Below are 21,977 nucleotides of genomic sequence, written 5' to 3' on the forward strand. Positions count from 1 at the left end.
TTCGGGGGGCATGGTCCATTGAAGGCGCACGATCGCCGCGCGCAAACGGCGGCGTTCGAACCATTCAACCATGTTTCAAACCTGTCCGCTTTCGTCCGTCCGCGAAGCATTCCCCCCGGTTCGAGCACATTGTCCCCGCCATTGAGACCGAATCGGCTCAGAGATGAAAATCCCCTGCCGCTTCAGGTTGATAGAGGATCTCCTCGATTCTCAATTTCTTCGTCCCCGCGGGAACATTCCATTGGATGACGTCCCCGACGGCGTACCCGATGAGTGCCGTGCCGATGGGAGCCAGCACGGATATCCTGTTTTGCTTCACGTCGGCTTCACCGGGAAAAACCAGATGATAGATCGTCTCGATCCCCGTATCCAGATCCTTGACGCGGACCTTGGAGTTCATCGTCACCGTATCCCGGGGAATATTCCGCGCAGCCACCACCTCCGCCTTGCGCAACTCTTCTTCAAGCACCTGCAGATGTTTCGTGTCGCGGTCATCCCATTCATCTTCCGACAACAACTCTATCAGTTTCTCCAGACGCTTCATATCGTAATCACTCACGTATATCTTTCTTCTTTTCGCCATGTTCTTCCTCCAGCGGATAAATGCCCCGCGAACCCCGGAACACGAGGGAAAGCGTGCCGTGTGGACCGCCGATCCCACCGACCAGCTCCGCCACGCGCCCCGGCGGGCGAGGGCCGCTTTCCCGCCCGCCGTGTTCCCACCCGGCCGCGGACCGGAAGGACCGTGTTCCGTTGGGAGACGGAGGGCGCTGCTTTGAAAGCGAGCCGCCGCGGCGGTGAGCGCCTGTGGGAACGGTCCTCCAAAATCCTTTCCGTGCGTAACCTTCAAGCCGAATGTCAACCGGAAGGGTCGAAACGGCCGTATACCCCGCATTCGAAAGCTCCCGCGGCTTCGCCTTCCACGGGGTCGCAAACGTCCGTGCCGTAAGGGGCGATCTCCGTGCCGACCGCAGGCGGATCAATCCCTATTCATACTCCTCGCATTGCCAGACGCCCCCCTCGCTCTTCTCGAATTTGCAGTCGATGCGCTTGTCGCAATTTCCGCACAGACCGAGAGACCGTTGAGAGTGATTCGGGCCGGCCGTCGGCCCCGGCCGCGCGGGATTGGGCGGAATGCGCGGCGAACAATCGAAGAGCTCGCAGAAGAGCACCGGCAGTTGCGGGTCTCTTACAAGAGTGCAACGGGCGGATTCGTTGCAGGTGGAGCACAGGCCCAGGTATTGGCGTTCCGATGCCTGCGCGGATTCCGCATACGCCGATCTTTGCCGATGGCCCGATTCGATCTTCGGGGGTCCTTGCCTTTTCGTCGACCCGGATTCCTTCTTCATCATGAGTCCTCCCTAAAGAAGATTTTCAGAAACCTCGGGATCCCACCGGTTCAATAGAAGAGCAATATTGGTGCCGACTTCGTGAAAGTAGAAATCTCATTGAATTTCAGCGAGTTGAATCGGGGTCGACAATTTGGGGCGCGTGAGAGGGCGGGGAATTTCGACCCTGCCGGGGAGATTTTCCCCGCCGGAACAAGGGAATCGTTCAGCGCCCGAGGTCACCGGAGACGCACCGGTGCAATCGGCGGAAATACCCCGGTGCGAAGATTGCAGCCGGCTTTTCCCCAAAACGGGATATCGCGGCATCCGCTGGAAAACACGGGAAAATCGGTCTCATACGGATTTACCTGGAAAATCGATTCCCGGGTGAGTCCATTTTCATGCTTCGCGGGTGTCGCAGGGGGCATGGATAATTGCGTTCAAAATGATACTCTAAAAGCGTGGGGGACGTATCCCCCACACCCCCTCGCCGCTTCGCGGCTCCGTGTGGCGCTGCGGCGGCGGCCTCCGGCCAGTCGCCGACAGCGCCGAGCACTCGGCCTCACGCGCTTGCGCGTGTGGCCGAAACTTGGGGGGTGCGGGGGAATCATTCCCCCGCTCTTTTGTGCTTGAAAGATCCATCTTGCACGCAACTTCGTATCAAGTCTTCCGCAGTTTCGCCCGAAGCGTCTTTCTGTCCACGCCGAGAATCCTCGCCGCAAGGGTCTTGTTTCCGCCGACACTGTCGAGGACTCTCCGAACGTGTTCCGCTTCCACCTCTGCGAGCGTGCGATTGAGGCTGCCTTCGCCAACGGCGGAGAAGCGCATGAATGGAGGCAGATCCGGTATGTCCAGGGTTGTGGAGGAGGGCATGGACAACAACCGGTGGATGACGTTTTCCAGTTCCCGGACGTTGCCCGGCCAGTGATAGGCGCGAAGAATGCCGAGCAGCGCTTCCGAGAGCCGGGGCGGGGTCCTGCCGTAACGCTCCGAAAACGTTTTTACAAAATGGTTGACGAGCAGAACGATGTCGTCGCCCCTGTCGCGGAGGGGTGGGGCATCGATGGTGATGACGTTCAACCGGTAGAACAGGTCCTCCCGGAACAAGCCCTGCCGCACCAGCTCATGAAGAACCCGGTTGGTGGCGGCCACAATTCTGATGTTCACCTTCCGGGGCTTGCTGGACCCCAGCATGCATATTTCACCCTCCTGGAGAACCCGGAGCAGCTTGATCTGCATGGGCAGACTCGCTTCGCTTATTTCATCGAGCAGGATCGTGCCTCGATCCGCCGTCTGGAAAAAACCGGCGCGGCTGCCCGCGGCCCCCGTGAAGGCCCCTTTCGTGTAGCCGAAAAGCTCGCTTTCGAGCAACGGCTCGGGAATTCCTCCGCAGTTTACCGGGACAAAAGGAAATCCCGCCCTCCGGCTGCCGTAATGAATGGCTCGCGCGATGAGCTCCTTGCCCGTTCCGCTCTCGCCCTGAATCAGAACGGTTGCGCTGCTCGACGCGGCGTGCTCGATGGCTTCGTAAACCTGCATCATGGCCCTGGATTCCCCAATGATCCCATATTGACGACGGGGAGCCGCGGAAGGCGAGGCCTGCTTCTTCAACCTCAGCCTGGCAAGGGCGTGATCGATGGCGGAAAACAGCTCCTCGTCCGTGAAAGGCTTGATCAGGTACTCACCGGCCCCCGTTTTCATGGCCCTTATGGCGCCGTCGATGGTTGGAAAACCCGTGATTGCCAGCACCTCGACTCCCTTGCAGTTTTCACGCACGTGCCGGATCACGCTGAATCCGTCGACTTTGGGCATCCTTATGTCCGTGATGACGAGCGAGATGTTTTGCGTCTCAAGGAGTCGTATCGCTTCGGAAACCTCGGAAACGGCCAGAACCTGAAAACCTCTCGAAACAAGGTTTCTCTGCAAAACCTCCAGGGTATCCCTGCTGTCGTCGATGACCAGAATGCTTGTTCGTTCATCGGCCATTCCCTTCTCCTCCATCCTCCCGGAGGCCCGGAACCGCGCCCGGCAGACTCACCAGGACCGCCGTTCCGGAGCCGGGAGCGCTATCGATCGTGATGGTCCCGCCGAGGCCCGTGACGATTTCCCGCACCACGGGCAGGCCGAGCCCGGTGCCGTGGTGAGAATCCTTCGTGGTGAAGAAAGGAATAAATATCTTGTCCTTGATCGTTTCACTGATGCCGCCACCGGTATCCTGGACGACTATTTCCACTTGCGCCCCCTTCAGCAGGGTGCCCACGCGGAGCGTCCCGCCTTGCGGCATGGCATGTATGGCGTTCAGGACAAGGTTTGCCACCACCTGCCTCAGATGTGCGGGATCGGCAAGGACCCGGACTTCATCCCCGGACAGCTCGAGCTCGAGCTCGATGTTCTCCTTGTCCAGGCGATGTTCGAATAGGCCCAGCGCCTCCCTCGCGACCTTGTTCACATCGATGGGGGATTTGCGTTCGGGCATCTTTCTGCCGTACATGAGCAGTTTTCGCACGATCTCCCTGGCATGGAGCGAATTCGCGATGATCCTCTCCAGGTCGCCGCCGACCTGTTCCGGCAAAACGGGTTCCTTGACGGCCAACTGGGCAAATCCCAGGATGTTGGTCAGCGGTTCGTTCAATTCGTGGGCCACCGCCGCCGCAAGCTGGCCGATGACGGCCAGCCGGTTCGAGTGCTTTAACTGTTCCTTCACCCTGGCCTGTTCGTCTTCATACAGCCTGCGTTCGATGCGCAGCGAAAGTTCCCGTGCAATCGTGTCGAGCAGTTTCCGCTCTTCGGCCAGGAAAGGGCCTTCGTCGGATTCGGGCTTGTCTCTTAGATACGCCACACAAACACATCCCCTTCTTTGACCTTCGATGACAATATCGGCCGATTGCTCCTGCCGCCCTTCCAGGTAGCCGGACGAGGCGCACGTCAGCTCATCGAGCGTGATCCGAGAAACGGCGTCTTCATCATGGAGCCATGCCGAAGGGATGATGTTCACGATTTCGTGAAGAATATCCCCGATGGATTTGTCCGGGGTATCCAGCACCCCGGCGATGCGGTAGAGGCAGGAAAGCTCCTTGACCCGTTCCTGTAGAGACCAGGTAACGCGCCAATGCCGCAGGGCGATGGAGAAAACCCGGGACAGGGACTCGAAAAATCCCACGTCGCGGGCACTCAACCGGGCACGGCTCCGGGAGAACTGAAGGTACCCGCCGGACGGGTCGTCCTCGTTGAGACGGACCCATGCAATGGAGCGAGCGGCCCCGATCCGTTTCCAATCATCGGAAAGAACGGTCACCGCCGGGTCTTCGAATTCGGCCCGCAACCGTCGCGCATCGGCGGTCCAGAAAGTCCCCCGCTCGGAGAAACGACCGATCGCGGCACTTTCGATCCGGCTCTTTCTTTCAAGAAAAAAATTGAGCAGACCGGCCGTACACCCGGACACCCCTCTCCCGGTCGATTTCCCGCCCGGAATGTCGCTTCGCCGAACCCGGACCACACCGTCGCCCTGATTCTCCGCCTCGCGGAGGCACGGTTCATCCTCATCCAGGCAAACCACTGCGACATCGCAGCCCGAGTATTCGACCAGCATGCCCAGGGTTCTTCTCAGAAAAACCGATCGCGCCGGGGTCTCGGCGGCCGTTTCTAGAAGTCGGGTGGTCAATCCGACCAGTTCCTCATCGGCACCGCGGCGACCCGATCGCCTCGATCCCATGCTTGTCCTTCCCCGCCTTGACGGCCAAGAGCGTGATACGGCCTCCACGAACAGGACTCCGCCTAGTTCGCGCGGCCGTCAGTGACAGTTCGGAGCTCCACTGAGAGCCTGCCAAAAGTTTAATTGTAGCACGAACCCGGGAACGGGCGGCAAAAACGAATGTCGGGGACGTATCCGCTCCACGGAACGTGCTCCGGCAACCGTCGGCCCTTGACCGGTCGAGCCGGTGTACCTGCGGAGCATCGCGTGATTCGGGTTGACATTTCTTCCGAATTGGCGAAAAGGATGGTCTGGCGGGATGTTTTTCCATGAACACTATAAAGGAGGTAAGAGAGAGTATGGCTCGATTGTGGAAGTTCTGTTTGTTGGTCCTGGTTCTGCAGCTTGCGACGGGCTGCGCTTCCTCCGGCAAGCAACCGGGAAGCGCGGCATTGAAGGAATCCACCACCGGGAGTCAACCGGCAGGTGCGGTCTCGAAAGAACCCACCACCGGGAGCCAACCGGCAGGCGTGGTTTCAAGAGAATCCGTCACGCCTGCATCTTCTCAGGGAACCCCTACGGCTTCGATCGATAATCCGGTTTTCAAATTCGGGAAGGAAGCCAACGGGGAGGAGATCGTTCACACGTTTATCGTCAGGAATACGGGCGGCGGGGTCCTGGAGATCAAACGGGTCTCGACCGACTGAGGCTGCGCCAAAGCCCGGTTCGACCGGAGCATCCCTCCCGGTGGCGAGGGAAAAATCACAATGGCCCTGAGGCTCAGCAACTACACCGGACCCATCAAGAAGACCGCGATGGCGTTCACCAACGATCCCATGAATCGCACGATCAAGCTTGTCATGGAAAGAAACTGATAGCGGTCAAAGGCTTTCGCAGCGATCATGACCTCTGCGGGGCCACGAGGCTCGGACTGATCGTGGGCACGGAGGAACCGTGCCCACCCTACCGATCCGCACAGTCGGGCAGCCGCATACAAAGGGGGCGGGGTTTATCCCGCCCGCTTCAACTGACCGACATTTCCCGTTTGCCCCACCTCCCGGCCATGTAGACAAGTGGACATCCCCGGGTTCGCCTCCGGACGTCCCCGAACGGCCTGCTTTCGGGGCGGGCCGCGGCACTAGGCCGTCTGGATTTTCCTGAAATCCGCGACCCCCGAGAACAGATCCCGGATCCGGGTGAGCAGAGCCAGGCGATTGCGGCGCACGCGCTCGTCCTTGTCCATCACCAGGACCGAATCGAAAAAGGCATCGACAAACCCGCGCAGCCTGGACATCGCCTCGAGGGCCGCGTCGTAGTCGGACCGGGCAAGGGCTTCGTTCACGATGCCTTCCGTATCGCTCAACGCACCGAACAACGCCTGCTCCGGCGCCGTCTGAAGCAATTCGGGTTCCACCGGCAGGGTTTCGGGTTCCTTGATGATGTTCGCCACTCTCTTGAAGGCGGCGGCCAGACTCTCGAAATCGGGCCGGGCCTTGAAGGCCACCAGTGCCTTTGTGCGAGCCACCGCATCCACCGGATCGTCAATCCCCACCGCCAGAGTCGCCTCCACCAGGTCCGCGGCGTACCCCTCCTGGCTCACCAGGTAGTGCAGCAGGCGGCCTCGGAAGAATTCCAGGACGTCCTTCCTGGCCGTCTCGGGCGGGACGGTCAGCTTGTCCGCCAGCAGCGGCAATGCCTTGTCGATGAGCTCGCAGAGCGATAGACGGAACGATTTCTCAAGGATGATTCGCAGAATTCCGAGGGTTTGGCGGCGCAGAGCGAATGGGTCCGCCGTGCCGCTGGGATTCAACCCCACGCCGAAGCAGGCCGCGATGGTGTCCATCTTGTCGGCTACGCTCAACAGGGCGCCTTCCATGCCTTCGGGAATCGAGCCACCCGCCCGGTTGGGCAGATAATGCTCGAAGATGGCCGCGGCCACCGCTTCCGGTTCTCCCTGGAGCCGCGCGTAGGCCCGTCCCATCACCCCCTGGAGCTCGGGGAATTCACCGACCATGCCGGTCACCAGGTCGGCCTTGCAGAGGTGAGCGGCTCTCAGGAGGGTTTCGAGCCGATCCGGTGCGATCCGCTCCCCCAGCCACCGGGCCAGGGCCGTGAAACGCTCCTTCTTTTCCCAGCTCGTACCCATCTTCGAATGGAACACCACGCCTTTGAGCTGCTCGACCCGATCGTCCAGCCGCACCTTCTGGTCTTCCCGATAGTAGAATCGCGCGTCCTCGAGGCGAGCCCGCACGACCCGCCCGTTGCCCGCGGCCACCAGCCGGGGGTCCCTGGGAATGGTGTTGGCGACCGTCACGAAGTAGCGCAGCAGCTTGCCGTCCGTATCGGTCACGGCAAAGTATCGCTGGTGCTTCTTGATCACGGTGATCAGGAGCTCCGGAGGCAGCTCGAGGTATTTCTCCTCGAATTCCCCGACGATCGGCTCGGGGTATTCGACAATCTGGGTCACTTCGTCGAGAAGCTCCTCGTCTTCGAGAATTCCGCCGCCGACTCCCACGGCCGCTTCCCGGATCTTCTCCGCGATGAGCTTCTTCCTTTCGGCGATTTCCGCAATGACGTAGTGCTTGGCCAGGTTCCGCGTGTGCGAGTCGTAGTCCGTCACGGTCAGCCATTCGGGACTCATGAACCGGTGTCCCATGGCCTTGTCGCCGCTTCGGATGTCTCCGTATTCGAGGTCGAGCGTTTCCCGGCCGAGGAGCGCGACGATCCAGCGCACGGGCCTGGCGAACGTCACGCTCAGCCCGGCCCAGCGCATGGACTTGGGAAACGGGATGTGAGCGATGAAGTCAGGGAGCATCTTCTCCAGGAGCGCCCGGGTGGCGGAACCGGATTCCTCCCGCAGGATGAAGAGATACTCGCCGCGTGGAGTCTCCTTGATCCGGATGTCCTCGATGGTCACTCCCTGGCCCCTGGCGAATCCTTCCGCCGCCCTGGTGGGCTTTCCCCCGGCGTCGAAGGCCGCCTGCTTCGGCGGACCGATGATCTCCGTCGTACACGCCTCCTGCTGCGTGGAAACGTCGGGAATGGACAGTATGAGCCGCCTGGGCGTGCCGGTGACGTGGGGCTCGCCGCGGCCCACCCGGTTCTCGTCCAGAAACCGCGTCATCTGCCGGGACATGGATTCCAGGGCGGGCGCGATGTACCCCGCGGGGATCTCTTCGCATCCAATTTCGATATAAAGGGGTTCTCCCACGATTTCCTCCATCGGTGTGTTGCGCTTCTACCATTTGTTGAGCAGCGGATATCCCATCGCTTCCCGCTGAGCCGCATACGCATGCGCCACCTGGCGGGCCATGCCGCGCACCCGGGCGATGTAGTTGGTGCGTTCGGTCACGCTGATGGCGCCGCGGGCATCGAGCAGATTGAATACATGCGAGCACTTGAGGCAGTAGTCGTAACTCGGCAGGACCAGGCCCTTTTCGTTCATGCGGTGCGATTCCGCCTCGTACATGTTGAAGAGCTGGAGCAGCATGTCCACATCCGCCTGCTGGAAGTTGTAGTGGGACCATTCAACCTCGCCCCGGTGATGAACGTCTCCGTACGTCACGTTGCCGCTCCAGATGAGGTCGTAGACGCTGTTCACGCCCTGCAGATACATGGCGATCCGCTCCAGGCCGTAGGTCAGCTCGAGGCTGACCGGACTGAGGGCGATGCCTCCCACCTGTTGAAAATATGTGAACTGCGTGATTTCCATGCCGTCCAGCCAGACCTCCCAGCCCAGCCCGGAAGCGCCCAGCGTGGGGGATTCCCAGTCGTCTTCCACGAACCGGATGTCGTGTTCCAGCGGATCGATGCCGAAACTGCGGAGGCTTTCCAGGTACACCCCCTGAGAATCGGGAGGGGAAGGTTTGAGAATGACTTGGTACTGGTAGTAGTGCTGGAGGCGATTCGGGTTTTCGCCGTATCGGCCGTCGGTGGGCCGGCGCGAAGGCTCGACGTAAGCGACATGGTATGGTTCGGGTCCGATGACCCGCAGAAAAGTGGCGGGATTGAAAGTCCCAGCGCCCACTTCGAGGTCGTAGGGCTGCTGGATCACGCACCCGCGATCGGACCAGAATTTATCCAGAGCAAGGATCAGTTCCTGGAACGTCATTTCAGACTCCTGCAAACGATTTGCAAATCCCACCGGTCTTGGACACGACCGGCAAAGAAGGAAAACACGCGCTCAACCCCGGCAAAAGGAAGTCTTTTCGGATCGGCTGTAAATTTTGATGTATAGGCTCTTAAGCATTGGATTGTCAAGGTGAAACCGATCCGGAGAGAGCCCTGCGCGAAAGGACCGCCATCAACATCCGGCAGCCGGTGGAGGGAATCCCGAGAAGGAGGAGGGAACGTCGAATCGAGGAGGATCAGCGGGGGGAGGAATCGATCGGCACAAAGGCCGGTCCGGGAGCAAGTCGACGGGCAGTCCGCGGATCACCGGCCAGGGGGGGCGTCGCGGAGCCCGATCGATCGATGCACAATGGGCATACCCTTCAGAATCCTCCCTTTCGTTCGGCCTCATCGGCGAGGTTCCGATAGATGACCGCCAATTCGCGGTTGCATTCGGCCACCGGTGCCCCGTGCCTGGCGGCTTCCTCCACGGCCCTTTCGGCATCCTTCATCTGGCCGTCCTCGCGCAGCAACTGTCCGAGAAACAGGAAGGCGTCTCCCCGGTCGGGTTTCAACGCGACGGCCGCCTGCATGTGAGCGATTGCCCCGGGCCGTTCTCCGAGGCTCGCGGCGATCCGGGCCGCCCTGAGGCGGGCTTCGAAATCCGTCGGGTTATATCGCGCGGCTCGTTCATACCGCCGCAGGGCTTCGGCGCGCTCGCCGGATTTCTCCGCGATCTCACCGAGCCCGAAACAGGCGTTGGCGCAGGAAGCGTCCCTTTTCAGGGCTTCCCTGAAGACCTCCGCCGCCTCTGCCGGGCGGTCCCGGCGGAGCAGGAAGAATCCGTACTGGCTCAACGGGGCGGAATCGTCCCGTGTTGCCTCGACACCGCGGCGAAACAGCCGTTCGGCCTCCTCATGGTCTCCGGCCTGTTCCCGAATGGAAGCCAGGTTCACCCACGCAGCGGCATAATCGGGATGTCTGTCCACCAATTCCCGGTATATTTTCCCGGCCTCGTCCATTCTCCCCTGGTCCTGGTAGATCACGGCGAGATTGAACTGCGCCTTCGGATCCCCCGGGTTTTGGCGGATGGCCTGCCGATACCCCTCGACGGCTTCCGGCAGCCGGTTCCTCCGGTGCTGTTCCACGGCGCGGTTGTAGTGGTCCGCTTTGCCCGCTGCGCACCCGTTCAAGCTCCAGATCAGGGCGAAAACCAGCCCCAACGCGCATCGCAACCCCGAAAACGGCACCACCGAGCCCGAGGGACTTTCCCCCTTCCGTTCCCCACAGCCCGCGTGAACGGACGGGCGGGACGACATTTTCGTTCTACTGCTTCCCATGCGGTCCGATCCTTCCTTTTTCGCGCCATTGATCGGTGCCCTGGGCGGGATAGACGGCGAACGTCCCGTCTTCCTTCCACACGATCTTCCAGGGATGCGCGCGCAGATCCTCGCTCATCCCTTCCAGGTTGCGGGATGTCCCGCTGAGATGCCTGAACATCGATGCGACGTCCTCCTGGCTGGAAGTGAGCATGGAGCGGGCGACCTTCACGGTGCTCTGCGCTTCGGCAACCCCCTGCCCGATTTGGGCGAGGGTCTCGTTGATCCGGTTCTCCACGGATTCGAGCCTTTTTTGCAGCCCGCGGTTGGTTTCCCGCAATTCCTTGAGAAGCGCCCTCAGATCCTTGCCGCCCTCCCCGGACGTCTCTTTCAGGTTCTCCGCAAACGCACTGATTTTCGCCAGGACCTTCTTGAGATCCTTGCCGTTGTCCCTCATGTCCACCAGGAACCCGTTGGCGTTCCTGATGGCATCGGTGAGCGCGGATTCGGTGCGGACTTCACGGACCAGCTTGTGGGTCTCGTTGATGAGGTCTCCCAGGCGGGCAACCACGGCGTGCCCGGTTTCCATCACTTCCGAAAGGGATGAGGGGCCTTTTCCTTCAAGGGTTTCCCCGGGACCCAGCAGTTCGGCGTCGGGCGAGCCGGGTGAGATCTCGACGTACTTGGCGCCCATCATGCCCAGATTGCGGATATCCGCGCGCGAATCCTTTCTGACCCTGGCATCGGGACTGATCGTCACCGTCACCGCGATGCGATCGCTGGCTCCCTGGGCGATCCTGATATTCGAGACCTCTCCGACCTCGAGCCCCGCGTACCATACCGGAGACCCTTTCGTAATGCCGTCAGCGTAAGGGAACAGCAGTTCGATGGTCTTCTTTTTGTACCAAAGCGACCGAAGATCGCTCACAGCGAAGATCCCCGCCATCAGCACGACAAATGAAACCAGAATGAGCAACCCGACCCTGATTTCCGACCGAAAAACCTGCATCAGCCATTCTCCGGATACTTAGGGGTCAAACCTACACTTTTCACATATTTACATTTTTCACAAATCGTCATGAGCCCGGGCTCACAGCGAAGCATGAAAATTTCTCAGGCCGAGGGTATTTTCACACAAATTATCATTCGCGGGGGGCACCCTTGAACGATGAAGATCGGCCTCACGACCGCGTGACCCGAGGCCGCCCGATTACATTTTCTCCGTGACTCGACAGAGAAAGCTCCGCCCACGATCACTCCATGTCCAGGAGGTCTTCGAGGTAGTCCCGGCTGGACTGGCGCAGCGGTATAGGCCCATCGGGGCTGCCCGCTATGAATTGCTGGACAAGCGGGTCGGTGGATTCCCTTATCGCTTCCGGAGGACCGTCGGCCACCACCTTGCCCCGGTAGAGCACCACCATCCGGTGCGCGATCTTGAACGCGCTTCGGGTATCGTGGGTCACCACCACGGACGTGATGTTCATCCGATGACTGAGGTCCATGATGAGTTGATCGATCACCCCGCTCACCACCGGGTCCAGCCCCGAGGTGGGTTCGTCGTAAAAGACGATCTCGGGATCGAGCGCCAGGGCTCGAGCCAGGGCCACCCGCTTTTGCATGCCGCCGCTCAACTGGGAGGGCTTCAAGTGTTCGAAATCACGGAGCCCGACCAGTTCGAGCTTCATTTTGACCATCACCCCGATGATCTTCTCGTCGAGCTTGGTGTGCTCGCGCAGCGGCAGGGCGATATTGTCGTGAACGCTCAGGGAATTGAGCAGGGCTCCCATTTGGAAGAGCATTCCGAAGCGCTTCCGGTAAGCGTCCAGCTCGGTTTCGTCGAACCTGGTGATGTCCTTGCCCTTCACCAGAATCTCACCCGAATCGGGACGCATGATCCCGATGAGATGCCGCAGGAGAGTGGTCTTGCCGCAGCCGCTTCCCCCCATGATGGCCGTCACCTTGCCCGTTTCCACGGTCATGTCGATCCCGTCCAGGACAACCCTGCCGTCAAAGCTCTTCACGAGCTTACGAACCTGAATCATCGGCTGGTTTTCGGCCATCGCACCGCAACCCGTCACTCAGAAAAAGAGATAGAAAACGGTGGTGAAAAAACAATCCGCCAGGATGATGCTGATCAGGGACGTCACCACGGAAATCATGGTGGCCTTGCCCACCCCTTCGGCACCTCCACGCACCACGAAAGCCATGTAGCAACCGACCATGGCGATGATGCCGGCAAAGACCACGCTCTTGGTCAATCCCGTGAGGATATCCTTGAGCAGCAGCGCGTCAATCGTATTCTGGATATAAAGCGAGGAACGAATCCCCACCGCCGTCGTGCCCACGGCGTAGCCGCCGATCATGCCGATCAGGTCTGCGAGAACGGTGAGGCACGGAAGCATTACCAGCATGGCGATGAACCGCGGCACGACCAGGTAGGCGACGGGATTGATCGCCATGACTTCCAGCGCCAGGATTTCCTCGGTGACGAGCATGGTCCCGAGCTCCGCCGTGAAGGCCGCGCTGACCCGCCCGGCAACAACGATCGCCGTCAGCAGAGGCGCCATTTCCCGGGTTAGGGCCACGCCGGCGAGGCTGGCCGCATAGTTGATCGCCCCGAATTTTTCCAGCTGGTAGGCGGTCTGAAGCACGAGAATGATGCCGATCACGAAGGACACCAGCGCAACGATAGGAATCGACTTCACCCCCACCTCATCCATCTGGATCAGCGCCGCCCTGAGACGCAGAGGTTTGCCCTGCAACGGCTTGACGATCGCCCATCGCATGGTGTCCCGAAAGAGGTAGGCGATACTGGTCAAATGCCGCAGGAAAAGAATCGTTGTGCTCTCGGAGCGTTCATGGGCAGCCGATTCACTCACGCCTTTCCTTCTCCTTCAAAGAGCCCCTCCAGGCTGGGAATCATTTCGAAGACATTCTTCAAATAGGCCAAATCGAACACGGCCTCGACCGCGGGAGTGGCCCCGGCCAGGGTGAAGCGGACGTTGTTCTTGCGGGAAAGCTGAAGACCCTCCACAAAAGTAGCGATTCCGGAACTGTCCACGTAGGGAACCCGTGACAGGTCGACGACGATGTGCGTCGGTTCGTCCTTGAAGAGGGGCAGCAGAGCGTTCCTGACGTCCGGCGAGTTGCTCATGTCCAACTCCCCTTCCAGGCTCATGACGAAAACCCGGGCATTTCTTCTTGCGACCTCAATTTTCACTTCCTGGGCTCCTCCCTGTGGGTTCTGTATTTGACGAGCCTGAGCAACATCCCTCCATCGGCAGGGATGTCGTAGGTGATCTCATCCATCGCGCTCCTGATAAAGTGCAGTCCCAGCCCGCCGGGCTTGACTTCCTGGAGATCCCGCGGTGCGAAACCATCCGGGTCCGCCGGAATCCCGAAGTCCCTGATACCGATCTCGAGTCGATCCTCGTGGGCGGTGAAGGTGATGACAATCCTCTTGTCCGGGCTGTTCGCGTAGGCGTGGCGAATCACATTGGTGCAGGCTTCATCCACCGCCAGCACCATCCGGTTGACGTCCTCGGGCGGATAGTCCATGCGTTGGGCCAACCGTTCCACAACCCCCCGCACCAGGAAGAGCGACGCCGGATCGGTCGGAATGTCAAGAATAACCGGACCACTGAGTTGCAGCAAGGACATTATGGTTTCCCGACCCCTATCAGAACCATGGTTGTGTCGTCCGCCGGAGGACACTGCCCCACGAACTCGTTCAAGGCATCCATCAGGCGACGGTGCACTTCCGCGATCCCACCGCGTGCCGGACATACCGCCGCCTGCACTCGTTCCCAGCCGAACCGCTCCCCGCACGCGCTTTTCGCATCGACGAGGCCGTCCGTAAACAGCAGCAGGCGATCCCCCCGCTTCAACCGCAGGCTCCTGGAAACGTAGGCGCAGTCGTCCAGGATTCCGAGGGGAGGGCCGCCTACTCCCCGAACCGGAACAAATTCCCCGCCCGCCTCGTTCCAGAGCACCGGCGGAATATGCCCCGCGTTGACGTAATCGATTCTCGAATCCGAGGAATCCAGGACCATGTACAGCAGCGTGACGAACATTCCCCGGCGGCTCTGTTCGAACAAAAGCCGATTCATCTGCCGCATCAGGATGGCCGGCTCCTTTTCGCGGACCGCCAGCAGGCGGAAGTCGGACATCAGCTTGGCCATGCACAGCGCCGAAGCGACCCCCTTGCCCGAGACGTCTCCGATGAGAATGCCCAGGCGGTCTCCACCGAGCGGGATGAAATCGTAGAAGTCTCCCCCTATCGCGAGGGCGGGCCGGTAGTGGGCATGAAACGTGTACCCGGGCATCTCCGGAATACTCTGGGGCAGGAAACTCAACTGAATGCTCGTGGCGAAAGCGAGGTCGCTCTCCATCTGCTGTTTGCGCAAAAGGTCCCGGTGCATGCGCGCGTTCTCGATGGCAATGGCCGCATGATCGCACAGCAACCCCAGCGTTTCCTCGTCCTCCGCCACAAAGGACGTTCCGTCCAGGCGGTTGATGACCTGGGAGACCCCGATGACGCGGTCCTTGATCTTCAGCGGCACGCACAGCATCGAGTGTGTCCGGTAGCCGGTCTTGCGGTCGAACTCCTGGTGAAACCGGGCGTCGCGGTAGACGTCTTCGATGAGCAGCGGCTTGCCGGTCTGGAACACGTGGCCCGCAATGCCGTCCCCTTTGCGCAACCGGAAGCCCGCTTTCAGTTTCCCGGCCACTGGTCCCTGCGCCACCGCGAACACCAGCTCGTCCGTGGCTTCGTCGACCAGCATGAGACTACAGGCATCCGCCTTCAGGATGGACCGGGACGTGGTCATGATGTTTTCGAGAACCTCGTCCAGCTCCAGTGTCGAATTGATCAGAGCGGATGTTCTGAAACATTCCCTAAGGTTATCGATGCGCTCGCGGTACCGCTCCATTTCCGCGGCATGCAGGCCTTCGGGCTCCCGTGTTCCCGATTCCATGCCACCCCCCCGTGATCGTCATCCGGCGTTACCGACAGACGCCGCAGCCCCAATCCGGCCTGCGGCGCGGCCCAAGGTTGCGGGTCTCAACGCCACCGCCGACTATTCCTGCTTCACAATGTTCACAACGGCTCCGTCGACGAGATGTTCCCCTCCTTCGATCACAACCCGTTCGTCACCCGTCAAGCCCTTCTTGATCTCGATCGTCTCGCCCGACTCCGCACCCGTTTCAACCGGCCGGGCAAAAACCTTTTTCTGCTCCGGAACGCAGACATAAACCACGGCGACGCCCTGATCGTTCCGAACGACGGCTTTTCCGGGGACCGTAAGGATATCCACGGTCTTGTCATTCTCGATGCAGACCTCGGCGCTCATCCCGTCGCGCAGGATTCGCTTAGGGTTGTTCACCTCGATTTTCAGGGGAAAGCCACCTGTTGCGGGATCCTCCCTCAAGCCCACCATTTTCACCTCGCCGGGAAAAGTCCGTCCAGGCAAAGAAGGAATCAGAACCCTGGCGGATTGATTTTGTCGAAAATGAACGATCTCTTGCTCCGGAACGGTCACCCTCACATTCACACGATCGATGTCCACAACGGTGAACACCGGATACCCGGCGACGACCGTTTGTTCCGGCTTGACCCGGCGACTCACCACCACGCCCTTGATCGGACTGGTGAGCCGAGTCTCCGTCAAGCGTCTGCGGGCCGCCCGGAGTCTGCTTTCGGCGCGAACCAGAGCCGCTTTGGCAGCCTCGCTCGCCGTTTCATACTTCTTGAAATCGCTGGGAGAAAGGCTTTTCTTCTTGTAGAGCCGTTTCATGTGGCGATACTTGGCCTCAGCCCGTGTGGCCTTGACCCGAGCCTCGGCGCTTTTGTCGATGGCGGCGTCGACGGCCTGTTTGAACGGCACCGCGTTGAGCTCGGCAACGACCTGTTGCGCCCTCACCGCATCGCCTTCCTTGAAGTGCACTTGGACCACCTTACCGGGAACCCTGAACGCAAGGTCCACCTTTTCTCTTGCTTCCACAGTGCCGCCGGCATTGAAAACGGATGCCCGCCTGCTCTTTTGAACGGTCTGCACGCGCACGGAAACGACATCCGGCACCTGTCCGGTTTTCCCGGCAGACTGCTCCGAATCCCGACATGAGGTCGAGACGAGAAAAAGAAGAGTGATCGACAGGAGCAGTGCCCTTGACGGCATAATCACCTCATCAGGATATTTCAACATGCCAGTCAGTTCGACGCATATCCGGCATTTTACGCGATATGCACCGGGGGCGGCCATCCGCTGCCCCTCCACTGTGTGAATGGCTTCATATATCCTGATGTCCGCCGTTGTGCAATGCCGTACTCGCTCGAACCGGAAAGACCTTCGAGTATTCCGGCCCGGAGCCGCCGTCCGCTGTCGGCGCCGGGGACACACCGCACTGCCGTCAGCCGGAGATTTCGTTCGATTGCGGCAGGGGCGTTCCTTTTGACGTTGGGGGTCGAAGAGAGGGGGAGCGGGGGGCACTGCAGCGGGTTGCGGTCGGACCCGTTCCCGGCAGCTTTTCGCGGCTTGGATCACCCGACTTGCCGTGACCGGATTGCGGAACTTGACGCACACAACTCGGGCAGCAGCGGGCGAACGACTCCGGAGGAAGGTCGGAAGGGGACCGGACGGGGCCTCGTCGTCGGCCCGTCCGGCGCTTGCACGAAAAGCTGAACAGATGGAGCGCACCGTTTCATACCGGCCCACCTGGAAAACGGATTCCCAGGTGAATCAGTCTCGATGCCTCGCGGGTGCGGTGCGATCTTGAACGCGAATCGGCATCAGGCCGGCGCTTGTTTGGACACCATACAGTTGAACGTCTCTTCCGTCTCGTCCCTCCAGCCGCCCCAAAGGTAGGCGTCCTCGCGTTGTGCCGCGATCACGCGGAAGGCGTAACGCACCTGTTCCTCGTAAAACGCGCAATAGGGACTCGGAGCGTTCAGCGTGCCGGAAACCGCCTTGACTTCCGCCGGGCAGGGCGCGCCGCAGAAATGCCTGATCGCGCACCCGGCGCACGGCACGATTTCCTCCACCTTCCTCCCGGTAACGGCCCGAAAGGGAGCGCTCTCGAGAATGCCGGACAGATCATCCCGGAAGAGATTGCCGCCCTTGAACTCTTGAAAACCAATGAACTCACTGCACGGGAACACGTCGCCCTGCGCCGATACGGCGAAAAAGCACCGACCGCCTCCACAGGGCGAAATGTCGCACATGAGCCGCCGTCCCGTCGGGCCGATGATGCCTGCCAGCACGTTGGCAAAATTGGCGACAACCAGTTTTCGCCCGGTCTCGACGTACAATTCGTGCGCACGGTCCAGCGCACGGCAGAAACGCTCCGCCAGCACCCGGTCGGACGGTTTGAGGTCCCTGCCGCCCTGCTGCGTGCAGCGGACCGGGTTGAACATCACCGTGGCGATGCCCCGTTGGTGGTAGAAATCCACCATGGCGGGCAAAGTGTGGACGTTGCCGCGCGTCACCGTTGTGATCACATTGAAGGCCGGATAAGATGCCAGCTTCTCGATCACCTCCGAGACCCGCTCGAACCCGCCCGTTCCGCTCCAGTTCCTGCGCGTGAGGTTCGCCACGTCCGCGGTCGGAGCGTCGAGCGAAACCCCGATGCCGACGCCGTGATCCTTCAGGAAGGCTATGGCCTCGTCGTCCAGCAGCATCCCGTTGCTCTGGATGCCGAAGGTGAAGTCATCGCGGAACCTTTCCATTCCGGCGAAAATCGCTTCCTTCGCCATCAGCGGTTCGCTTCCGTGGAAGATCAGCTGGGGCCGCGCGCCCGCAGGCATGATCCCGCAAAACCAGGACTTGAGGCGTTCCAGGGCCGAGCAGACCTCCTCCGGCGTCATGGTCTTCCCGTTGCGACGCAACTCCTCCGGCAGGTAGCAATAGCTGCAGTTGAAGTTGCACCGGTCCGTCGGGTTGAAGTAAACGGCCGAAGGCTTCAGGCCGAAGCGAAGATGCCCCATTTCCTCCCGGAAGGAATCGGCCCGGGCGCGGAGGTCGCCGACGAGCTCCCCGGCAAGGGCGTTGCCGAGGGCATGGCGTTCGACCAGCGCCCACCAGGCCAGGTCCGGTTCGACGACAGCCACCCGGTTCGGGTCGCCGAAATCCAGGACGGCCAGACCGGGCCCGTAACCGGTGTTCGCGTACAGAGTCGAAGGACTGTGTTCTCGTGCGGTATTCATGGGTTTTCCTTACTTCCCGGCAGTCTCCGGGGTGAGCAGAATGTAATGGGACAGACCCGTTCCCGCGGAATTGCGGCAACGGCGGCGGTAAGAAATGATACGGGGTTCTTTCGTCATGTTTTGCTCCTTTCACGGTTTGTACGGCGCGCTCCAATAAAAAAACCCGGACAAGCCGCGCTCTCGCGCATGGCTTTCCGGGTTCCCTTTACCATCCGGACCCCGTCCAGGCTCTCCTGCAGGTCTTCTGACTCTCGGATCAACTGGGGATTCGCGGCCTTCCCTTCGAGGTGGACCCCGAAAGTGACCGAGCCTTCGCTCAGGGCAAATCCCCATCCCCGATCACAGCGGCGGGACCGTCACGGAATTTCACCGTGTTCCGGGATGCAGGAAAACGACGGATTCTGAACTGCGTCTTGTACATTGCCCAAAGAAGTCGACCGTTGTCAAGCGTTTTCAAGAGGCTTGCACGGCCGGTCGCGGATTCATCCGGTCGCGGCCGCGAACGATCGGTTTGGCCCGGGGACACGGCATGGCACGTCCGCCGCGCAATCCGGCGAGCCGGTGTTGAGCGATTTCGAACGCAATTATCCATGCCCCCTGCGACACCCGCGAAGCATGAAAACAGACTCACCCGGGGATTTGTTTTCCAGGTAATCGGCATCGGAGCGGAACGGAGCTCTCCCACCGGTTCCTTCAAGCTTTAGGCTTTTCTTGACGAACACCTCGCCGGTTACGGCTTCAACCGCCTCAGCGGGGGGGGCCGGATCACTCGGCCCGGCTTGCGTGGAAGCATCAATCATCGAGGAAGCAAAAAGGATCGCGCTCGCGGAAAATATCCAGTCCGAAGCTGTGGGAGACCGCGAGGCAGCCTCCGCAGGCGGGTCTGAGGGCACAGGACCGGCAGGCGCCGGACCCCTCCCGGTACCGACGAGCTTCCCTGGAATCGTAGACGGAGGCAATGCCGTCACGGACCACATTTCCGATCCGGGATGGGAAGTTGCGGCAGGCATGCGTTTCCCCGTCCGCAAGGACGGCAATGGAGTTGAAGGCGGCTCCGCACCCGTACCCGGAGCAGCCTCCGAAGAGGGAAAGGCCCCGCTTGCGCCGAACGATGTTGAGGAGACTGTCCTTGAAGCTGATAGTGGGATTGTCCTCGGATGCGTCCGCAAAGGCCTCCAGAAATGCGGCGAAGTCCTCGAGAGCCGGCAGGTCCGGATTCGGTCCGTCCTCGGATCGACTCAGACGTATGAAAGTGAACAGGTCCGCCCATCCCCTCAGCAGCTCGGCAAGCGGTAGAATGTCACCCATGTTGTCACGGGTCAGGGTGAGCATGACCATGGAGTAGATATCGAGATCACGCAGTATTTCAAGGAATTCCAACACATTGTCGAAGTGGCCGGTACCGCGGACGGAATCGTTGCGCTCTCGCAGTCCCTCCAGTCTGACCTGGTAGTAAATCGGCCGCTCGATGGCGACCAGTTCCTCGATCCGGCGCCGCTCCACGGGATTGCCCAGGATGGCGAGGATGAAGTCGCGTTCGGCCGCCGCACGATACAGCTCCCCAAATCGTGGATGCAGGAAGGGATTCCCGCCGGTGAAAGAGACCTGTCCGCGCACCCCCCGGTTTCGACAGAATTCGTAGAAGTCATCGAGAATGCCCACGGCCTGCGACAGCTCCAGCTCCGGCCGGCCGTCGCGTTCACGGCAGTCGCGGCAGTGAAGATCACACGCCTGCGTGATGTGCCACTGAAGGGTGAAAACCGAGCAGGAGGAGAAATCTTCTTCCGTGGTGCCGGTCAAGGGCAGGACGGGAAAATTGGATGGATCACGCCTGATGGACGAAGGCGGAGCCAGGAGCAGGCCTCTTTTCACCGCATGATCCAGAAGGGCGTCCACCACGTAAACCGCCACTCCCGCCCTTGAAGCGGCTTCGCGAGATGGAATCTGCTCCGCAACGAGTTTGAGCGCCATCAGGTCTTCGTCGTGGGCCGGCCGCGCCGTGATTCGACCGTTTTCCGGGTGCCGCCAGATGAGCACGAATTCTTCGCGGTTTTCAGGAAAAACATCGGTGCCGTCCACATTGAAGCGAAGCAGCGATGCGAGGTTGCTCCAGGACAGCCGCAGCAGAGCCAGAGCGGGGTTCACCGCAAGCTCGCAAGCCGGCCGCGAAGCTTCGACGTCCACGTTGCTCACCGTGTGGAATGCAAACTCGAGCCTCGCCAATTCCGGCAGAAAAGCGGGAAGCGCAAGTTCCCGGACCAACCGGCTCAGGCTCTTTGGAAACGCCGCCACATCCATAACGTTGTCGCGGGTCCGTTGGAGACTTGCCCAGGCTTCATCGTCCAGGAACTCGCCGCACGCGGGATATGTCGCTTCGATCTTTCGCCGATATGTTTCGTCCACCCAAACGTCCTTGTGTCCGGGGGCTCCCCCGCAACTCCCCCACAATCATTGAAACGGCATGAGCGAAACACCCTTCATACAATTCTGCGTTCAAGATGAGCGCGTTGGGCGGGACGGCATAAAGCCTTGCCCACCGTCTGACGGGCACATCGATCCGCATGCAAGGGGCGGGGTTTATCCTCGCCCGCGTCACCTCCCGATGGGCAGGTGTTGTGTCATCTTGAACGTACCCCGGTATCAGTCGGCACCTGCCGCGGGGCTACCGGGGGCCGGCGGCGCACGAAAGCCGCTACACCGTTCCCCGTATGCCGGGCGAGTGACGCCGGGAAAACCGCGGTTTCTCGCCACCGATGCACGCTTCCATGAACGGGAGCAGATGATACTCCTCACCTACTAAGGTCGGCTGAAGCGGATTTCCAATTAAAGCAAAACCTTACTGAAGCGGTTCGAGCCGGGTTCGCACGGGCGGGTCGCGGACCGGGAGAGCGCGGCGGCACCCCCGGCAATAGGCTGTGAATCCAATCAGTTAAGTCGATACACAAAATATCGTTGCATTCACGAAAAAAAACTCCAATGCAACCGCCGAATCACTGATCGGCGTCTTCGGCGCCGTTCCCTCGTTCCGCGCTTCCGAACGCGAACCGGCATCAGGGCGGCAATGGCGGGGCAAAGATGCACCCGGCCGGAAGCGCACGCTGTTTCCTTATCTTTGGGTATCGAGAGATTCGGTCGCCTCGGCGAGGGTGTACGACTCGACATGGGCTGTTGAGCGGGGCGTTCGAACGCGTGAGGCCGGCGAGTCCCGCCGGGCGTTGCGGCGGGCGGGAGGAAAAACGAAGAACATCGTCCGGACCCGGTCCATGTCCAACCCCGAGGCCGGCCAACCTTTTCGGGAGGCTTCAATCGCGGAGTTTCCGTGCCGTCGG

17 protein-coding genes and 1 riboswitch are annotated in these 21,977 nt (G+C 60.8%); of the genes, 1 reads left to right on the forward strand and 16 read right to left on the reverse strand.

The genetic code is table 11. The features are described from left to right. Positions 1-157: 157 nt before the first annotated feature. The 4 genes from rnk to SFUM_RS12635 all read right to left on the reverse strand — a co-directional run bounded on the left by rnk (position 158) and on the right by SFUM_RS12635 (position 5,040). On the reverse strand, positions 158-583 hold the full coding sequence (gene rnk / locus SFUM_RS12615) for a nucleoside diphosphate kinase regulator (RefSeq protein WP_011699287.1): 426 nt from the start codon (positions 581-583) through the stop codon (positions 158-160). A gap of 403 nt (positions 584-986) precedes the next feature. After that, positions 987-1,352, reverse strand: coding sequence for a hypothetical protein (locus tag SFUM_RS12625; protein ID WP_011699289.1), 366 nt, complete (start codon positions 1,350-1,352; stop codon positions 987-989). A 636-nt stretch (positions 1,353-1,988) separates the two neighbouring features. Continuing rightward, positions 1,989-3,314, reverse strand: a complete 1,326-nt coding sequence (locus SFUM_RS12630) for a sigma-54-dependent transcriptional regulator (RefSeq protein ID WP_011699290.1) — start codon at positions 3,312-3,314, stop codon at positions 1,989-1,991. Beyond that, positions 3,304-5,040: a sensor histidine kinase gene (locus SFUM_RS12635; RefSeq protein WP_011699291.1), complete on the reverse strand. Its 1,737-nt coding sequence runs from the start codon at positions 5,038-5,040 to the stop codon at positions 3,304-3,306. The genes SFUM_RS12630 and SFUM_RS12635 overlap by 11 nt, the downstream gene beginning before the upstream one ends. A 338-nt stretch (positions 5,041-5,378) precedes the next feature. Between SFUM_RS12635 and SFUM_RS12640 the strand changes: the two genes are divergently transcribed. After that, positions 5,379-5,726, forward strand: coding sequence for a hypothetical protein (locus SFUM_RS12640; RefSeq protein ID WP_041440467.1), 348 nt, complete (start codon positions 5,379-5,381; stop codon positions 5,724-5,726). A 431-nt stretch (positions 5,727-6,157) separates the two neighbouring features. Here SFUM_RS12640 and glyS read toward each other — a convergent pair whose 3' ends face one another. The 12 genes from glyS to sbtM form a co-directional block, all read right to left on the reverse strand. After that, a complete protein-coding gene (gene glyS, locus SFUM_RS12645) occupies positions 6,158-8,230 on the reverse strand; it encodes a glycine--tRNA ligase subunit beta (protein WP_041442590.1) in 2,073 nt (690 codons plus the stop codon). 27 nt (positions 8,231-8,257) lie between these two features. Beyond that, on the reverse strand, positions 8,258-9,130 hold the full coding sequence (glyQ, locus tag SFUM_RS12650) for a glycine--tRNA ligase subunit alpha (RefSeq protein WP_011699294.1): 873 nt from the start codon (positions 9,128-9,130) through the stop codon (positions 8,258-8,260). A 382-nt stretch (positions 9,131-9,512) separates the two neighbouring features. Further along, positions 9,513-10,469, reverse strand: coding sequence for a tetratricopeptide repeat protein (locus tag SFUM_RS12655; protein WP_011699295.1), 957 nt, complete (start codon positions 10,467-10,469; stop codon positions 9,513-9,515). After that, positions 10,456-11,457 carry an MlaD family protein gene (locus SFUM_RS12660; protein ID WP_011699296.1) on the reverse strand — a complete coding sequence of 334 codons (1,002 nt, stop codon included), beginning with the start codon at positions 11,455-11,457 and terminating at the stop codon, positions 10,456-10,458. The genes SFUM_RS12655 and SFUM_RS12660 overlap by 14 nt, the downstream gene beginning before the upstream one ends. A gap of 244 nt (positions 11,458-11,701) precedes the next feature. Beyond that, positions 11,702-12,508 (reverse strand): ABC transporter ATP-binding protein, encoded by an 807-nt coding sequence (locus tag SFUM_RS12665; RefSeq protein ID WP_011699297.1) that lies wholly within the window; start codon positions 12,506-12,508, stop codon positions 11,702-11,704. 18 nt (positions 12,509-12,526) lie between these two features. Next, positions 12,527-13,327, reverse strand: coding sequence for an MlaE family ABC transporter permease (locus SFUM_RS12670; RefSeq protein ID WP_011699298.1), 801 nt, complete (start codon positions 13,325-13,327; stop codon positions 12,527-12,529). Continuing rightward, on the reverse strand, positions 13,324-13,668 hold the full coding sequence (locus tag SFUM_RS12675; RefSeq protein ID WP_041440471.1) for an STAS domain-containing protein: 345 nt from the start codon (positions 13,666-13,668) through the stop codon (positions 13,324-13,326). Before SFUM_RS12675 ends, SFUM_RS12670 begins: the two co-directional genes overlap by 4 nt. Then, positions 13,665-14,108 (reverse strand): ATP-binding protein, encoded by a 444-nt coding sequence (locus SFUM_RS12680; RefSeq protein WP_011699300.1) that lies wholly within the window; start codon positions 14,106-14,108, stop codon positions 13,665-13,667. The genes SFUM_RS12675 and SFUM_RS12680 overlap by 4 nt, the downstream gene beginning before the upstream one ends. Next, complete coding sequence (locus SFUM_RS12685; protein WP_011699301.1) at positions 14,108-15,424, reverse strand: PP2C family protein-serine/threonine phosphatase; 1,317 nt, start codon at positions 15,422-15,424, stop codon at positions 14,108-14,110. Before SFUM_RS12685 ends, SFUM_RS12680 begins: the two co-directional genes overlap by 1 nt. A gap of 102 nt (positions 15,425-15,526) precedes the next feature. Beyond that, positions 15,527-16,624, reverse strand: a complete 1,098-nt coding sequence (locus SFUM_RS12690) for an efflux RND transporter periplasmic adaptor subunit (protein ID WP_167321347.1) — start codon at positions 16,622-16,624, stop codon at positions 15,527-15,529. A 611-nt stretch (positions 16,625-17,235) separates the two neighbouring features. Beyond that, a complete protein-coding gene (gene cbpB, locus SFUM_RS12695) occupies positions 17,236-18,648 on the reverse strand; it encodes a peptide-modifying radical SAM enzyme CbpB (RefSeq protein WP_011699304.1) in 1,413 nt (470 codons plus the stop codon). A gap of 217 nt (positions 18,649-18,865) precedes the next feature. Beyond that, positions 18,866-19,052: riboswitch (cobalamin riboswitch) on the reverse strand. Positions 19,053-19,440: 388 nt separating this feature from the next. Beyond that, positions 19,441-21,051 (reverse strand): thio(seleno)oxazole modification radical SAM maturase SbtM, encoded by a 1,611-nt coding sequence (sbtM, locus tag SFUM_RS12700; protein WP_011699306.1) that lies wholly within the window; start codon positions 21,049-21,051, stop codon positions 19,441-19,443. Between the last annotated feature and the right edge of the window lie 926 nt (positions 21,052-21,977).

The organism is Syntrophobacter fumaroxidans MPOB, assembly GCF_000014965.1.
Taxonomy (GTDB): Bacteria; Desulfobacterota; Syntrophobacteria; order Syntrophobacterales; family Syntrophobacteraceae; genus Syntrophobacter; species Syntrophobacter fumaroxidans.

What these genes read in the sequence shown, in the direction of transcription:
- rnk (WP_011699287.1), bottom strand. Translation starts at nt 583, where the DNA reads ATGGCGAAAAGAAGAAAGATATACGTGAGTGATTACGATATGAAGCGT.
- SFUM_RS12625 (WP_011699289.1), bottom strand. Translation starts at nt 1,352, where the DNA reads ATGATGAAGAAGGAATCCGGGTCGACGAAAAGGCAAGGACCCCCGAAG.
- SFUM_RS12630 (WP_011699290.1), bottom strand. Translation starts at nt 3,314, where the DNA reads ATGGCCGATGAACGAACAAGCATTCTGGTCATCGACGACAGCAGGGAT.
- SFUM_RS12635 (WP_011699291.1), bottom strand. Translation starts at nt 5,040, where the DNA reads ATGGGATCGAGGCGATCGGGTCGCCGCGGTGCCGATGAGGAACTGGTC.
- SFUM_RS12640 (WP_041440467.1), top strand. Translation starts at nt 5,379, where the DNA reads ATGGCTCGATTGTGGAAGTTCTGTTTGTTGGTCCTGGTTCTGCAGCTT.
- glyQ (WP_011699294.1), bottom strand. Translation starts at nt 9,130, where the DNA reads ATGACGTTCCAGGAACTGATCCTTGCTCTGGATAAATTCTGGTCCGAT.
- SFUM_RS12655 (WP_011699295.1), bottom strand. Translation starts at nt 10,469, where the DNA reads ATGGGAAGCAGTAGAACGAAAATGTCGTCCCGCCCGTCCGTTCACGCG.
- SFUM_RS12660 (WP_011699296.1), bottom strand. Translation starts at nt 11,457, where the DNA reads ATGCAGGTTTTTCGGTCGGAAATCAGGGTCGGGTTGCTCATTCTGGTT.
- SFUM_RS12665 (WP_011699297.1), bottom strand. Translation starts at nt 12,508, where the DNA reads ATGGCCGAAAACCAGCCGATGATTCAGGTTCGTAAGCTCGTGAAGAGC.
- SFUM_RS12680 (WP_011699300.1), bottom strand. Translation starts at nt 14,108, where the DNA reads ATGTCCTTGCTGCAACTCAGTGGTCCGGTTATTCTTGACATTCCGACC.
- SFUM_RS12685 (WP_011699301.1), bottom strand. Translation starts at nt 15,424, where the DNA reads ATGGAATCGGGAACACGGGAGCCCGAAGGCCTGCATGCCGCGGAAATG.
- SFUM_RS12690 (WP_167321347.1), bottom strand. Translation starts at nt 16,624, where the DNA reads ATGCCGTCAAGGGCACTGCTCCTGTCGATCACTCTTCTTTTTCTCGTC.
- cbpB (WP_011699304.1), bottom strand. Translation starts at nt 18,648, where the DNA reads ATGAATACCGCACGAGAACACAGTCCTTCGACTCTGTACGCGAACACC.